The organism is Streptomyces sp. NBC_00328, assembly GCF_036139655.1.
Taxonomy (GTDB): domain Bacteria; phylum Actinomycetota; class Actinomycetes; order Streptomycetales; family Streptomycetaceae; genus Streptomyces.
Map to the genome: position 1 here is coordinate 3,915,295 of NZ_CP108013.1, position 15,630 is coordinate 3,930,924.

A 15,630-nucleotide genomic window follows, 5' to 3' on the forward strand; every position below is an offset into this window, starting at 1 on the left:
GGGGTCATGCTGGCGCCCCGGCCCGCTCCGGCGCCGGAACGTCCGCCGACTGGACCTTTCGCGGCGTCCGTGAGGTGAGCGCCACCCCGCCCACCAGCAGGGCCGCCGCCGCCCACCGCAGCGGGCCGACGGACTCGTGCAGGAACAGCGCGGCCGACGACATCCCGAAGACCGGGACGAGCAGCGAGAAGGGCGCGACGGTGGACGCGGGGTGCCGGTGCAGCAGCCAGCCCCAGGCGCCGAAGCCGAAGACGGTGGTGATCCAGGCGACGTAGACGACGACTCCGGCGCCCTGCCAGTCGAGGGCGCGCAGCGCGTCGAGGTCGCGGGCCGGGCCCTCGGTGAGCAGGGACAGGCCGAGCAGCGGCAGGACGGGGACGGTGCTCACCCACACCATGAAGTTCAGCGCGTCGGGCGGGGACGCCTTGCGGGTGAGGACGTTGGACACGCCCCAGCAGGCCGCCGCCGCGATGACCAGGGCGAAGGCGCCGAGGGGGCCGGTCGTGCCCTCGTCGACGGCGGCGAGGCCCACACCGGCGAGCGCCACCGCCATGCCGTACAGCCTGACGCGGGTGGGGCGTTCGCCGAGGAAGGCGAAGGCGACGATCGCGGTGAAGACGGCCTGGATCTGGAGCACGAGGGAGGACAGTCCGGCGGGCATCCCCGCGTCCATGCCGATGAACAGCAGCCCGAACTTCGCGACGCCGAGGGCGAGTCCGACCGCCACGATCCACTTCCACGCCACCTTGGGGCGGCCCACGAAGAACACGGCGGGCACGGCCGCCACCAGGAAGCGCAGGGCCGAGAAGAGCAGGGGCGGGAAGTGGTCGAGTCCGACCTCGATGACGGTGAAGTTCACGCCCCATACGGCGGCGACGAGGACGGCGAGGCTGATGTGTGCGGGTCGCATACGTCGAGCATCGGACGCCACCACCATGTAGCACCAGCGCGAGTGTCTGCATGGATGGATGAAGCAACGCTTACGTAAGCTGGGGTGGCGAGCGACATTGGCGAGCGACATCGCGGACCGGGAGGCCTCCATGCTCGATCTTCAGCGCCTGCGCGCCCTGCACGCCGTCTCGGTGCACGGCACGGTCGGCGCGGCGGCGGCCGCGCTCGGCTACACCCCGTCCGCCGTGTCCCAGCAGATCGCGAAACTGGAGCGGGAGACCAGGACGGTCCTGTTGGAACGGCGCGGACGCGGCGTCCGGCTCACCGAGCAGGCCGAACAACTCGCCGCCACCGCCCAGGAGTTGCTGGCGATCGTGGAGCGGGCGGAGACCGAGCTGGAGGAGCGCCGGGGGATGCCGGCGGGACGGCTGACGGTGGCCGCGTTCGCCTCGGCGGCCCGCGGTCTGATGCCCGCCGTCCTGGCCGATCTGGCCGCCCGGCACCCGGCCCTGGACACGCGGCTGACGGAGATCGACCCGCATCTGTCCGTCGACCTGGTCGCCAGGGGCGCGGTCGACCTGGCCGTCGCGCACGACTGGGACATCTCCCCGCTGCCCGCCCCGCCGGGGGTGGAGCAGGCGGTGATCGGGGACGACCTGTGCGATCTGCTCGTCCCCGCCGGACACCCCTTCGCCGGGCGGGCCTCGGTACGGCGCGAGGACCTGGGCGGCCAGCGGTGGATCTGCCAGCCGCCCGGGCGGGTGTGCCACGACTGGCTGGTGCGCACCCTGCGCGAGGTCGGCTGCGAGCCGGACATCGTCCACCAGGCCGAGGAGAACCCGACCCTCATCGCCCTCGTCGCCGCCGGTCTCGGTGTCGCCCTCATCCCGCGCCTGGGCCGCGGCCCCCTCCCCGACGGGGTGGTGGAGGTGCCGCTCGACCCGCTGCCGGTCCGCCGGCTGTACGCGCTGTGGCGCTCGGGGGCGGCGCGCCGGCCGGCCATCGCCGAAACGGTCCGCACGCTCCGGTCGCACTGGCCCGCGGTGGCGAGCCGCGGCTGAGCGGCCCCGGCCGGCTCGGCCGCCCCGCCCTCGGCCGACAGCACGTCGTCACCGGCGCGCCCCCCTCCGACTGCGCCGGTGGCAGCCCTTTCGCGGATACTGTGCACACTCTTGACTGGAAGAAACTTCCCGGATAATCGTGACTCCTCGGAAGTTTCCTTCACGAGGGAAGGAGCGCTTGTGCGCGACTCCAGCACGGGAAGCACCGCAAGACCCTCCGGGCCGGCCGAGCCGGAGGGACCGTCAAAGCCCTCCCGGCGTACGGTTCTCGCCGCCACGGCGGGTATCACCGCCGCGCTGGCGGCCGGCCCGCGCGCCCACGCGGCCGACGCCCGCCCGCACGACGACAAGGCCCTGCGCGCCCTGATCTCCCGTATGACACTGGAGGAGAAGGTCGGCCAGCTCTTCGTCATGCGGGTGTACGGCCATTCGGCCACCGCGCCCGACCAGGCCGACATCGACGCCAACCTCAAGGAGATCGGCGTCCGCACGGCCGCCGAGCTGATCGCCAAGTACCGCGTCGGCGGCATCATCTACTTCGCCTGGGCGCACAACACCCGCGATCCGCACCAGATCGCCGCGCTGTCGAACGGGATCCAGCAAGCCTCGCTGGAGCTGCCGCGCGGGCTGCCGCTGCTGATCTCCACCGACCAGGAACACGGGATAGTGGCCCGGGTGGGCAAGCCCGCGACGCTGTTCCCGGGCGCCATGGCGCTGGGCGCGGGCGGCTCGCGGGCCGACGCCCGGACGGTGGGCCGCGTCAGCGGGGCCGAACTGCGCGCGATCGGCATCAGCCAGGACTACTCCCCCGTCGCCGACGTGAACGTCAACCCCGCCAACCCGGTGATCGGCGTGCGCTCCTTCGGCGCCGACCCGGACGCGGTGGCGGGCCTGGTGGCGGCCGAGGTGAAGGGGTACCAGTGCTCGGGGGTCGCGGCCACGGCCAAGCACTTCCCCGGCCACGGCGACACCGCCGTGGACAGCCACTTCGGCTTCCCCGTCATCACCCACAGCCGTGACCTGTGGTCGGAGCTCGACGCGGTGCCCTTCCGGGCGGCGATCCGCGCCGGCATCGACTCGATCATGACCGCGCACATCATGGTCCCGGCGCTCGACCCCGCCGGAGACCCCGCCACCCTCTCCCACCCGATCCTCACCGGCATCCTGCGCGGCGAACTCGGCTACGACGGCGTCGTGGTGACGGACTCGCTCGGCATGGAGGGCGTGCGCACGAAGTACGGCGACGACCGTGTCCCCGTCCTCGCGCTCAAGGCCGGTGTCGACCAGCTGCTCAACCCGCCGGACCTGGGCGTCGCGTGGAACGCGGTGCTGAACGCGGTGCGCGGCGGCGAGCTGACCGAGGCCCGGCTCGACGAGTCGATCCTGCGCGTCCTGCGGCTCAAGGCGAAGCACGGGCTGCTGAGCGACCCGTACGTCCGTGACGCGGCCGTCGACCGGGTGGTCGGCATCCCGGCGCACCTCAGGGCCGCCGACCGGATCGCCGAGCGCACCACCACCCTGCTGGTCAACAAGGAGAGGCTGCTCCCGCTGTCCCGGCGGCGCACCCCGAGGGTGCTGGTGGTGGGCGCCGACCCCGCCTCGCCGTCACTGTCCGACGGGCCGCCCACCACCGTCGCGGCCGCCGAGCTGACCGGGCTGGGCTTCACGGCGACGGCCCTGTCCACGGGGACGGCGCCGTCGGCGGCCACGATCGCCAGGGCCGTCACGGCGGCGGCCGACGCGGACGCGGTGGTCGTCCTGACGTACAACCTGACGGCGACCGGCTCCCAGAAGACGCTGGTCGAGAGTCTGGCCGCCACGGGAGTCCCGGTGACCGCCGTCGCCATCCGCAACCCGTACGACATCGCCCGGATCCCGGGGGTCGGCGCCGCTCTGGCCTCGTACTCCTGGACCGACGTCGAGGTGCGCGCCGCCGCGCGGGTGATCGCCGGCCGGGTGGACCCGCGGGGCAGGCTGCCGGTGGCGGTGCAGCGGGCGGACGACCCCGCGCAGGTCCTGTACCCGATCGGGTACGGGCTGAGGTACTAGGGCTTGTCCGACGGTACGCGGCCCGCCCGGGCGCCGTGCCGGTGCGCGGGAGCCCGGAGGAGAGCCGGTGGGCCGCGCCCGCCCGTGTGCACGCGGGCGGGCGCGGTCCCGATCCGGTCAGGGACGCAGGGTCATGTCCCGTTCGGTGTCCCGGCGGTCCAGCTTCGCGTCGAACCTCGCGAGCGGCCGGGCCGCCGAGGGGTCCGCCTGGACCGTCGCGGAGGCGACGCCCGCCCAGTCGAGGATGCGGGCGGTGGCGAGCGTCTTCTCGTCGGCGGCGAGCCCGGCGACGTTGGCGCCGTGGTTCAGGCCCGGAGCCGTGAAGACGTAGGAGTCGCGCGCCTTGGAACCGAGACGGAACCGCTCGGCTCCCCAGGGGTCGTTCTGGCCGTAGACGAACAGCATGTGGTGCGCGTGCCGGCGGACCCAGCCGTCCACGTCACGCATCGCGGAGGGCTGGAACCTCATCGGGATGGAGCGCGGCACGAAGGTGCGCGGGGCCTGGTAGCCGTAACGGACGTACTTCTTCTCGATGTACGGGAAGTGGATGGTGGGCGCGCCCAGTTGGGTGCCCGCCTGGTAGTAGTACGGGGTGTACGGCTCCAGGCCCTGGTCGGTGTAGAACGAGAAGCCGGAGATCGTGTCGACGGTGTTCCAGATGTCGTCGTCGCTCGCGTGCGCGGCGTCCGCGGGGATCGTGTCGCAGTCCTTCAGCAGGCTGTACTGCCAGAAGCCCCACACGTAGTCGAGCACGACCGCCTCGTACGCCTTGTCGAGGCTGCCGACCGTGGTGAAGGTGTAGCCGTTCTCGGCGGCGTAGTCCGCGTACTTCTTCTCCAGCGGCCCGCGGCGTACGAGGGCCTCGCGCTGCACGGCGTTCAGCCTGTCGCGGCACTCCTTGGTGCCGACCGACGCGAAGAAGCGGTCGTACGCCGAGTCCTCGTCGTTCACGACGTCGTTGGGCGCGACATAGGCGACGACGCCGTCCATGTCGTGCGGGTAGAAGCGCTCGTAGTACGTGGCGGTCATGCCGCCCTTCGAGCCGCCGGTGGAGATCCACTTCTTGCCGTAGACCGGCTTGAGGGCCTCGAAGATACGGTGCTGGTCGCTCGCCGCCTGCCAGATGTCGAGCTTGGACCAGTCGGCCGGGTCGGGACGGGACGGCGTGAAGTAGCGGTACTCCATGGAGACCTGGTTGCCGTCCACGATCTGGGTCGGCTCGCGCCGGCTCGGTGTGGTCGAGACGTTGTAGCCGCCGGTGTAGAAGACCGTCGGGCGCGAAGCGTCCTTGTGCAGCACGGTGATCCGCTGCTGGAACGTGCCCTTGGACGGGTGCCGGTGGTCGACCGGCTGGGTGAAGTTCAGGACGAAGAACCGGTATCCGGTGTACGGCTTCTCCTGGACGAGGCTCACGCCCGGGATCGCGAGGAGCCGGTCCAGGATGTCGTTGCCCTCGTCGGCCGTGCTGGTTGCTCCTGTGGTGCCGTGGGCCTCCGGCTGGACGGCGGTGGCCGTCCCGGCCGTGCTCAGCGTGCCGATGAGCACCGTGAGCACGAGCAGCCTTCTCAGCGCCTTGCGCATGCACCCTCCCCTGGGAATACGCGGTTGTCCGCCGGAACCTAACGGAGCAACTCCCGTGACGCCAGGGGGTCTTGGGTCATCTGCGGTTCAGCACAGGATCCAGCCGGAACTCACCGATCCCGAGCCGACCGAGCCTTTGACCCGGACACAGCGATGGCCCGCGTACAGGGTCACCGGGCCCGCGTGATGCGCGAAGCGTCCGGAGTCCACCACCGGCCGGCCGCCGCGCGCCTGCACGCTGACGGACATCGGCTTGCGCGAGCCCCGCACCCCGGGGAAGGTCACGGCGCAGACATAGCCACTGCGCCTGTACACCTGGACGGAACCGGTCGTGAAGGGCAGGGTGCGGACCTTGCGGCCCGAGCAGGAGGAAGAGGCGGCCTGGGCGCTGCCCGCGCCCGTGAAGGCGAGCAGTCCGGCCGCGGCCAGCACGGCCAGGCCGAGCGCCATCCGCCGGCGTATCGCACCACTGTCCACTGTCGTCCCTCCCGCGCGGCAATCAGCGTACTGGTGTACGGACGCAGGACGTACGGCGGATGGTTGCGTACCGCTACGGCTTCAGGGTCGGGCGCATCTCACCCTTGCGAGGTTTTTGCCTTTTTTGAAGACAACCGTGCCTGTTTCTCCCGGGTCCAACCGACCAGGAAACAACAGGAAACGAAAGGCGGTTCTTCATGTCCGGCATCAAGTCCCCTCTCACGCCCGGCCGCGCGGTCATCGCCGCGGCCCTTCTGATCGCCGCCGGCGCCTCGGTGCCGGCGGTCGCGAGTTCCACCGCCGCGCCGCCCGCGCGCAGCGGAAGCAACGGTCCCGCCTACGACCGCGTGGCCGACTTCTACGGCGCCTACGTGGACGCCGTGACCGACGGGGGTTCCGGCCGCCTCAGCACCCAGCTGCGGTCGTTCTACCTGACCCCGGGGCTGCGCACCCAGCTGGCCGGCTGGGAGAACCGTCAGCACGCGGACGGGGTGCTGCGCGCCCAGAACGTGCCGAGCGCCTGGAAGGTGACGGCGGGCGACAGCGGCGCCGGGCACACCTGGTCGACGGTCCGGCTCACCTGGGGCTCCGCCGCGCACCCGACGTACACCTATCTGACGGTGCAGTCGGATCTGGCGACGAAGAAGATCTCCGGCATCAAGCCGAGGAGCTGACGGGTTCCTCGGGCTCCGGGGAACCCACGAAGGTCCGCCACAGCGCCGCGTAGCGGCCGTCCCGGCGGAGCAGTTCCTCGTGGGTGCCGTCCTCGGCGACCCGGCCGTGGTCCATCACCACGACCCGGTCCGCGCGGGCGGCCGTCGTCAGCCGGTGGGCGACCACCAGCGTCGTACGGCGGCCCGCGAGCCGGTCGGTGGCCTGGTTGACCAGGGCCTCGGTCGCCAGGTCCAGTGCCGCCGTCGCCTCGTCGAGCAGCAGCACGTCCGGGTCGACCAGCTCGGCGCGGGCCAGCGCGATCAACTGGCGCTGGCCGGCGGAGAGGTTGCGGCCGCGCTCGGCGACCTCGTGGAGATAGCCGCCCTCCAGCGTGGCGATCATGTCGTGCGCTCCGACCGCGCGGGCGGCGGCCTCCACCTCGGCGTCGCCGGCGCCCGGACGGCCGTAGGCGATGGCGTCGCGGACGGTCCCCTGGAAGAGGTAGGCCTCCTGGGGGACGACACCGAGGCGGTGCCGGTAGGAGGTGATGTCCAGGTCGCGCAGATCCATGCCGTCGACCGTCACCCGCCCGGCCGTCGGGTCGTAGAAGCGGGCGACCAGCTTCACGAGCGTCGACTTGCCCGCGCCGGTCTCGCCGACGAAGGCGACGGTCTGCCCGGCGGGGATGCGCAGGGACACCGCGCTGAGCGCCTCCTCGGCCTCGTCCGCGCGGCCGTACGCGAAGCCGACGTCCTCGAACGCGATCTCGCCCCGCAGCGACGTGACGTCCCGCGGCGCGTCGGCGGACTTCGTGGAGGCCGGCTCCCGGAGCAGTTCCTGGATGCGGCCGAGCGAGACGGTGGCCTGCTGGTAGCCGTCGAACACCTGGGAGAGCTGCTGCACGGGCGCGAAGAACAGGTCGATGTAGAGGAGATAGGCGACGAGCGCGCCGGTGGTGAGCGTGCCGGAGTCGATCCGGTGGGCGCCCACGACCAGCACGGCCGCCGCGGCCCCCGAGGCGAGCAGCTGGACGAACGGGAAGTAGACGGAGATCAGCCACTGCCCGCGGATCCGGGCCCTGCGGTAGCTGTCGCTGCCCTCCGCGAACCGCCGCCCGCTCGCGTCCTCGCGCCGGAACGCCTGGAGGATCCGCAGCCCGGACACCGACTCCTGGAGATCGGCGTTGACCACCGACACCCGCTCGCGGGCCAGCTCGTACGCCTTGACGCTCGCCCGGCGGAAGAAGAACGTGCCGACGACCAGCGGCGGCAGCGTCACGAAGACGACCATCGCGAGCTGTACGTCGATCACCAGCAGGGCGGCCATGATGCCGAAGAAGGTGACGACGGAGACGAACGCGGTGACGAGCCCGGTCTGCAGGAACGTCGACAGGGCGTCGACGTCGGTCGTCATCCGGGTCATGATCCGGCCCGTGAGCTCGCGCTCGTAGTAGTCGAGTCCCAGGCGCTGGAGCTGCGCGAAGATCTTCAGGCGCAGGGCGTACAGGACCCGCTCGCCGGTGCGGCCGGTCATCCGGGTCTCGCCGATCTGCGCGGCCCACTGCACGAGCACGGTGACCAGTCCGAGCGCGGCCGCCGCCCACACCGCGCCGAGGGCGAGCCGGGTGACGCCCTGGTCGATGCCGTGCCGGATCAGGATCGGCAGCAGCAGTGTCATCACGGCGTCGACGGCGACCAGGGCGAGGCTGATGAGCAGCGGGGCCCCGAAGCCGCGCAGCAGCCGGCGCAGTCCGTAGGAGTCCTCGGCCCGGACCGCGCGGGCCTCGTCGACGTCCGGGACGTCGGCGGCCGGGGGCAGCGCCTCGACCTGGGCGAGGAGTCCGGGGGTGGCGGGCATCCCCTCGAGCGCGTTGTCCCGGGGCTCGCGGTCGCCGGCCCACAGGTGCGGGGTCACCCCGCGCTCGGCGTCGAACTCGGCGTCCAGCTCCTCGCGTACGGAGGTGTCCTCCCGCGGCGCGCCCGGGACGACGTGTCCCGGGGAGACGCCGCCCAGCTCGTCGGGGTCGGTGAGCAGCCGCCGGTAGAGGGCGCAGCGGTCCTGGAGTTCCTCGTGGGTGCCGATGTCGGCGAGCCGGCCTCCGTCGAGGACGGCGATGCGGTCGGCGAGGTTGAGGGTGGAGCGGCGGTGCGCGATCAGCAGGGTCGTCCGGCCCTGCATGACCTGCCCGAGCGCCTCGTGGATCTCGTGCTCGACCTGGGCGTCCACGGCGGAGGTGGCGTCGTCGAGAACGAGCAGCCGCGGGTCGGTGAGGATGGCGCGGGCGAGGGCGACGCGCTGGCGCTGGCCTCCGGAGAGGGTCAGGCCGTGCTCGCCGACCTTGGTGTCGTAGCCGCCGGGCAGCTCGGCGATGAACCGGTGCGCCTGGGCGGCGCGGGACGCGGTCTCGATCTCGTCCTGGGTGGCGTCCGGGCGGCCGTAGGCGATGTTGGCGCGGATGGTGTCGGAGAAGAGGAAGGAGTCCTCGGGGACGAGCCCGATCGCGGCGCGCAGGGACTCGGTCGTCAGCTCGCGGACGTCGTGCCCGCCGATCAGGACGGCGCCGTGCGTCACGTCGTAGAACCGGGGCATCAGCAGCGAGACCGTCGACTTGCCGGAGCCGGAGGAGCCGACGACGGCGAGGGTCTCGCCGGGCCGGATCTCGAAGCTCAGCCCGTCCAGGACGGGCCGGTCCTTGGTGTACCCGAAGGACACGTCGTCGAACTCGACGGTGGCGGGCGCGTCGGCCGGCAGGGTCTTGGTGCCGTCCTTGATCGACGGCTCGGTGTCGATGAGCTCCAGTACGCGCTCGGCACCCGCGCGGGCCTGCTGTCCGACGGTCAGCACGACGGCCAGCATCCGTACCGGTCCGACGAGCTGCGCGAGGTAGGTGGAGAAGGCCACGAAGGTGCCCAGCGTGATCTGGCCGCGCACGGCCAGCCAGCCGCCGAGCGCGAGCATCGCGACCTGGCCGAGGGCGGGCACGGCCTGGAGGGCCGGGGTGTACCTGGCGTTGAGCCGGATGGTCCGCAGCCGGCCCGCGAAGAGCCGCCGCCCGACCTCGCGCAGTTTGCCGGTCTCCTGCTCCTCCTGGCCGAAGCCCTTCACCACACGGACGCCGCTGACGGCGCCGTCGACGACACCCGCCACGGCGGCGGCCTGCGCCTGCGCGTACCAGGTGGCGGGGTGCAGCCGGGAGCGGCTGCGCCTGGCGACGAACCACAGGGCCGGGGCGACGGCCAGCGCGACCAGGGTGAGCGGCAGGGACAGCGCGGCCATGATCCCGAGGGAGATCAGGAAGAGCAGGACGTTCCCGATGGTCATCGGGAGCATGAACAGCAGACCCTGGATGAGCTGGAGGTCGCTGGTCGCGCGGCCCACGACCTGCCCGGTGGACAGCTCGTCCTGGCGCCGCCCGTCCAGCCGGGTGATCGTCTCGTACATGTCGGTCCGCAGATCGTGCTGGACGTCGAGGGCGAGCCGGCCGCCGTAGTAGCGGCGGACGAAGGTGAGGGCGTAGACGAGGACGGCGGCGCCGAGCAGCGCGCCCGCCCAGGGGGCCATGCCCCGGCTGTGGTCACCGATGACGTCGTCGATGATCACCTTGGTGATCAGCGGGACCACCGCCATCAGGGCCATGCCGACCAGCGAGGAGCCGAGCGCGAGCACCACGTCCTTCGGGTACCGCCAGGCATACCCGGCGAGCCGCCGCGCCCATCCCCGTTCCGTCGCCACTCCGGTGCCTTCCGTAGATCTCACTCCGCCGGAAGGAACCAACACCGAGCGAAGCGGATTTCATCCCTCCGCAATAATTCGTCCGCCCGGCGGCGCAACAGAAGTCCGCCCGCCGGGCACGGTGGCCGGGCGGGCGGACGACGGAGTACGGAGGTGACGGCGCGGGTACGCGGCCCCGGTCAGCTCGCCGGGACGGCCGGGAAGGCCTCCGTCGGCTGCGAGGTCGGCGTGAACCGCTGGGGTGCGACGGTCGTCGGCACGAGGTCCTTGTGGATGACCTTGGCGACGGCCTGGATGGTGGCGACGCCGTAGTCCATGGTGCTGCTGCCGACGGTGAGCACCGACATCATGTAGTCGCGGCCGCCGCCGTTGAAGGTGCCGAGGCTGTGCACCCGCCACGCGTTCGAGGAACGCGAGAGCCAGCCGTTCTTGACGTGCACGGCGACCGTCGAGGGCGCCCCGGCCGGTGTCCCCCAGCGCTGCGCGGAGACGACCTGGCCCATGAGCTTCAGGATGTAGGCGCGGGAGCTGTCGCTCAGCACCGTGTTCTTCGCCGTGACGAGTTTGAGCAGCTTCTGCTCGTCGGTGACGTTGATCTGCGTCAGACCCCAGTAGCCGCCGGTGCCGGGCGTGGTCTTCGTCATCCCCGCGGCGGTCAGGAAGCCCTTGATCTTCGTCAGACCGAGCTGGTTCCACAGCTTGGTGGTCGAGGCGTTGTCCGACTGGGTGATCATCTTGGTGGCGAGCGACGTCTCGGTGCTCGTCAGATAGCGGTTGTGCTTCTTCGCGTCCCACAGCAGCGTGGCGAGGACGGTGACCTTCACCGTGCTGGCCGAGTCGAACGAGGTGGTGGCGCGGAGTGTGCAGGTGGTGTTGGTCGAGCGGTCGTACAGACCGACCGCGACCGTGCCCTTGCGGGTCGCGAGCGCCGCGGTGATGTCCTTCTGAAGCTTGGCGGCCAGACCGGCCTTGCCCGACGTACAGCTGACCGTCGGCGCCGGCGCGGCACCGGCCGGGGCCGCCGCGATCGCGATCGGCAGGATCACCGCGGCACCGAGGCTCGTTGCGAGCACACGGGCAGCCCGGGATATCCGGTGAGTCATGGAGGCTTCCCATCCCCTTGAAGCGATACGAACGCGCCCTGGGCGCGCTCGCATCGAAAGACTCACAGGAACGCCCGACAGTTGTACGGGTGTTCTAGGAACTGGGATCCGGATCACTCGGGGCGCCGAAGGACCCTTCCTCACCCACAGGCCGCTCACGGGCTGCTCACAGGCTCGGCGCCGTCCCGCCGGAAACCGCTCACGGCGTCACGTGAGCCGTTCCGTCACATCCCGCACGCGGAAGCGGAGTTGTTGAGTCCCGACACAGAACCGACACCTTCTCTTAACCCCATCGACCGCATGTCCATGTCACCCTCCCGGTTATCCGCTCCATTCAACCCGCGTAGAACGGACACCCCACGATGCCCGCCACGCACATAGGCCGCTGGAAGACCCTGGCGCTGAGTACCTCCGCGATCCTCATCGGCATCACCCTGCCGACGATGACCGCGACCCCCGCGAGCGCCACCACCACCGCGTACGACAGCACGTACTACAAGAACGCGGTCGGCAAGACCGGCACCAGCCTGAAGTCCTCGCTGCACACCATCATCAGCAGCCAGACCAAGATCTCGTACTCCGCGGTCTGGAACGCGCTGATGGCCACCGACCAGGACCCGAACAACAGCAGCAACGTGATCCTGCTGTACAGCGGTGTCTCGCGCGCCAAGTCCCTCAACGGCGGCGACGTCGGCGACTGGAACCGCGAGCACACCTGGGCCAAGTCGCACGGCGACTTCGGCGAGGTGACCGGCCCCGGCACCGACCTGCACCACCTGCGTCCCGCGGACGTCCAGGTGAACAGCATCCGCGGCAACCTGGACTTCGACAACGGCGGCAGCGCCGTCACCAACGGCGGCGGCAGCACCGTCGACTCCGACTCCTTCGCGCCTCGCGCCGCGGACCGGGGCGACGTGGCCCGCATGATCCTCTACATGGCCGTGCGCTACGAGGGTGACGACGGCTTCGCGAACCTGGAGCCCAACGAGAAGGTCGGCAACGGCAGCAACCCGTACATGGGCAAGCTCTCCGTCCTCAAGGCCTGGAACGAGGCGGACCCGCCCAGCGCCTTCGAGGAGAAGCGCAACCAGGTCATCTACGACACCTACCAGCACAACCGCAACCCGTTCATCGACCACCCGGAGTGGGTCGAGGCGATCTGGTAGACGGGCGGGCCCGGCCCTTCCCCGTGCCCCCGGGGCCTCTTCCGGACGGGAGAGGCCCCGGGGTGACTCCCGGCCCCGGCGAGGGCGGGCCCTCAGCCCAGGTGCGTCGGCGCGAACATCCGCAGCAGCGCCGGGAGGACGACCACCGAGGGGCCGGGCGTGGCCAGGGCCTCGGCCAGATCCTCCTCCAGCGTCCCGGGGGTCGTCAGGACACCCGGGACGCCGAAGGACTCGGCAAGGGCCACGTAGTCCGGGCGGGACAGTTCCGTGGCGGTCGCCCGGCCGAAGGCGTCGGTCATGTACTCGCGCAGGATGCCGTAGCCGCCGTCGTCGACGATCAGCCAGGTGACGTCCAGGCCGTACTGTCGGGCCGTGGCGAGTTCGGCGATCGAGTACAGCGCCCCGCCGTCGCCGGAGACCGCGAGGACGGGGTGGGTGGGATCGGCCGCCGCCGCGCCCAGCGCCGCCGGGAATCCGTAGCCGAGACCGCCCGCGCCCTGGGCGGAGTGCATGGTGTTCTTCCCCCGCGGGTCGAAGGCCGACCACGCCCAGTAGGCCAGGATCGTCATGTCCCAGAAGGACGGCGAGCCGGCCGGCAGGGCCCGGCGGACGGACGCCAGCAGGTCCTGTTCCAGGGTGAGTTCCTGGGCGGCGATGCGCTCCGCCACCCGCGCGAGGACCGTGCTCACGCGCCCGGCCGCCGACGGGTCGGGGCGTTCCCCGACCGTCTCCAGCAGCGCGGACAGCGCGAGACGGGCGTCCGCGTGGATGCCCAGCGCCGGGTGGTTGGACTCCAGTTTGCCGAGGTCGGCCTCGATCTGGATCACCCGGCCGCGGGGCTTGAACGTGTGGTAGTTCGAGGACAGTTCACCGAGGCCGGAGCCGACGACCAGCAGGACGTCGGCGTCCTCCAGGAAGTCGGTCGTGTGCCGGTCCTCCAGCCAGGACTGGAGCGAGAGCGGGTGGATCCAGGGGAAGGCGCCCTTGCCGCCGAACGTGGTGACGACCGGCGCGTTCAGCTTCTCCGCGAGGGACTTCAGCTTGCCGGACGCGTCCGACCGGACGACACCGCCGCCCGCGATGATCGCGGGGCGTTCGGCAGAGGACAGCAAGTGGGCGGCCAGCGCTGTCAGTTCGGGGCGCGGGACGAGGTCCTCGGGGGTCGCGTCCATCGCCGTGACCTGGGGCAGAGAGGTCTCGGCGAGCAGGACGTCCTGCGGGATCTCCACCCACACCGGTCCGTGCGGGGCGGTCAGCGCCGACTCCCAGGCCGCCGCGATGGCGGAGGGGATCTGGGACTGCGTACGGACCGTGTGGACGGACTTGACGACACCCCTGAACGACGCCTGCTGGTCGGGGAGTTCATGGAGATAGCCGTGGCGGCCGCCGCCGAGTCCCGCGGTCGGGACCTGGCTGCTGATGGCGAGGACGGGGGCCGAGGCGGCGCGTGCCTCCTGGAGCGCGGCGAGCGAGGTCAGCGCCCCGGGGCCGGTGGACAGCAGCAGCGGCGCGGCCTCGCCGGTGATCCGGCCGTAGGCGTCCGCCGCGAATCCCGCGTTGTTCTCGACGCGCAGCCCGATGTACCGGAGCGAGGAGCGGCGCAGCGCGTCGAACATGCCGAGCGCGTGCTGGCCCGGCAGTCCGAAGACGGTCGTCGCGCCGAGACCGGAGAGGGTCTCCACGACCAGGTCTCCGCCGTTGCGGCCGGGGGGAGGGTTGAGCGCGGCCTCCGTCTGTGCGGCCGACGGGCGGAGAACCAGGTCGTGGTCGTGGGTCACTTGTTCCGGGCCTCCGCGATCTGGCGGGACATGATGGTGGTCAGTTCGTAGGCGGTGTGGGACGCGGCCACGGCGGTGATCTCGGCGTGGTCGTACGCCGGGGCGACCTCGACGACATCGGCCGAGACCAGGTTGCAGGACGAGAGTCCGCGCAGGATCTCCAGGAGCTCGCGGGAGGTCATGCCGCCCGCCTCCGGGGTGCCGGTGCCGGGCGCGTGCGCCGGGTCGAGGCAGTCGATGTCGATGGAGATGTAGAGCGGGCGGTTCCCGATGCGCTGGCGGAGCTGGTCGGCGACCTCGTCGGCGCCGCGGCGGTAGACGTCCGCCGAGGTGACGATGCCGAAGCCCATCTTCTCGTCGTCGGTGAGGTCCTGCTTGCCGTACAGCGGGCCGCGGATGCCGACGTGGGAGAGCGCGGAGGTGTCGAGGATGCCCTCCTCGACCGCGCGGCGGAACGGGGTGCCGTGGGTGTACTCGGCGCCGAAGTAGGTGTCCCAGGTGTCGAGGTGCGCGTCGAAGTGGAGCAGCGCGACCGGGCCGTGCTTCTTGGCGACCGAGCGCAGCAGCGGCAGCGCGATGGTGTGGTCGCCGCCGAGGGTCATCAGGCGGGCGCCGGTGCCGAGCAGTTCGTCGGCGGCGGCCTCGACCGTCTCCACGGCCTCGTTGATGTTGAACGGGTTCGCCGCGATGTCACCGGCGTCCGCGACCTGCGCGAGGGCGAACGGGGAGGCGTCCTGGGCCGGGTTGTAGGGGCGCAGCAGCCGGGACGCCTCGCGGATCGCGTTGCCGCCGAAGCGGGCGCCCGGCCGGTACGAGACGCCGGAGTCGAACGGCACACCGACGACGGCGACGTCGGTGGTGCCGACCTCGTCGAGTCGCGGCAGCCGGGCGAAGGTCGCGGGGCCGGCGTACCGCGGGACGCGGGAGGAGTCGACGGGGCCGCGGGGCGTCTCGTTGCTGCTCATGAGGTATTGCCTTCTTTCCTACGCCTGATCACACAAGTATGACCAGGCACGAGTGACACGACTCCTCGACGAGTTCCGGACCGGTCCGGACCGGAACTCGTGCGGGTGTGCGCTGACGTGTCGCGCGGGGACACGGTCGGGCCGGCGACTGGTCACGAGGACAACCGCCGACA

11 protein-coding genes are annotated in these 15,630 nt (G+C 71.6%); 4 read left to right on the forward strand and 7 right to left on the reverse strand.

What is annotated here, in order from left to right; genetic code table 11:
- Positions 1 to 4: 4 nt before the first annotated feature.
- Positions 5 to 910 (reverse strand): EamA family transporter, encoded by a 906-nt coding sequence (locus tag OG485_RS17105; RefSeq protein WP_328669231.1) that lies wholly within the window; start codon positions 908 to 910, stop codon positions 5 to 7.
- Between the two features lie 130 nt (positions 911 to 1,040).
- On the opposite strand from OG485_RS17105, the gene OG485_RS17110 reads away from it, so the two are divergent.
- Positions 1,041 to 1,952: a LysR family transcriptional regulator gene (locus OG485_RS17110; RefSeq protein ID WP_328669232.1), complete on the forward strand. Its 912-nt coding sequence runs from the start codon at positions 1,041 to 1,043 to the stop codon at positions 1,950 to 1,952.
- Positions 1,953 to 2,132: 180 nt separating this feature from the next.
- On the forward strand, positions 2,133 to 4,001 hold the full coding sequence (locus OG485_RS17115; RefSeq protein WP_443048716.1) for a glycoside hydrolase family 3 protein: 1,869 nt from the start codon (positions 2,133 to 2,135) through the stop codon (positions 3,999 to 4,001).
- A gap of 117 nt (positions 4,002 to 4,118) precedes the next feature.
- On the opposite strand, the gene OG485_RS17120 is transcribed toward OG485_RS17115, so the two are convergent.
- Together OG485_RS17120 and OG485_RS17125 are read right to left on the reverse strand one after the other, a co-directional pair.
- Positions 4,119 to 5,582 carry a S28 family serine protease gene (locus OG485_RS17120; protein WP_328669233.1) on the reverse strand — a complete coding sequence of 488 codons (1,464 nt, stop codon included), beginning with the start codon at positions 5,580 to 5,582 and terminating at the stop codon, positions 4,119 to 4,121.
- 87 nt (positions 5,583 to 5,669) lie between these two features.
- Positions 5,670 to 6,059 (reverse strand): hypothetical protein, encoded by a 390-nt coding sequence (locus OG485_RS17125; protein ID WP_328669234.1) that lies wholly within the window; start codon positions 6,057 to 6,059, stop codon positions 5,670 to 5,672.
- A gap of 197 nt (positions 6,060 to 6,256) precedes the next feature.
- Here OG485_RS17125 and OG485_RS17130 point away from each other — a divergent pair, with 197 nt between their 5' ends.
- Entirely contained in the window at positions 6,257 to 6,733 is a 477-nt protein-coding gene (locus OG485_RS17130) for a hypothetical protein (protein ID WP_328669235.1), read from the forward strand.
- On the opposite strand, the gene OG485_RS17135 is transcribed toward OG485_RS17130, so the two are convergent.
- Together OG485_RS17135 and OG485_RS17140 are read right to left on the reverse strand one after the other, a co-directional pair.
- Positions 6,717 to 10,445: an ABC transporter ATP-binding protein gene (locus OG485_RS17135; RefSeq protein WP_328669236.1), complete on the reverse strand. Its 3,729-nt coding sequence runs from the start codon at positions 10,443 to 10,445 to the stop codon at positions 6,717 to 6,719. The two genes, OG485_RS17130 and OG485_RS17135, sit on opposite strands and share 17 nt — an antisense overlap.
- A 179-nt stretch (positions 10,446 to 10,624) precedes the next feature.
- A complete protein-coding gene (locus OG485_RS17140; RefSeq protein ID WP_328669237.1) occupies positions 10,625 to 11,548 on the reverse strand; it encodes a serine hydrolase in 924 nt (307 codons plus the stop codon).
- 362 nt (positions 11,549 to 11,910) lie between these two features.
- Between OG485_RS17140 and OG485_RS17145 the strand changes: the two genes are divergently transcribed.
- Positions 11,911 to 12,714: an endonuclease I family protein gene (locus tag OG485_RS17145; protein ID WP_328669238.1), complete on the forward strand. Its 804-nt coding sequence runs from the start codon at positions 11,911 to 11,913 to the stop codon at positions 12,712 to 12,714.
- Positions 12,715 to 12,806: 92 nt separating this feature from the next.
- Here OG485_RS17145 and OG485_RS17150 read toward each other — a convergent pair whose 3' ends face one another.
- The gene (locus OG485_RS17150) at positions 12,807 to 14,492 is read right to left on the reverse strand and encodes a thiamine pyrophosphate-binding protein (RefSeq protein WP_328669239.1); all 1,686 of its coding nucleotides are present in this window, start codon (positions 14,490 to 14,492) and stop codon (positions 12,807 to 12,809) included.
- The gene (gene speB, locus OG485_RS17155; RefSeq protein ID WP_326787619.1) at positions 14,489 to 15,457 is read right to left on the reverse strand and encodes an agmatinase; all 969 of its coding nucleotides are present in this window, start codon (positions 15,455 to 15,457) and stop codon (positions 14,489 to 14,491) included. Before speB ends, OG485_RS17150 begins: the two co-directional genes overlap by 4 nt.
- Positions 15,458 to 15,630: the final 173 nt, after the last annotated feature.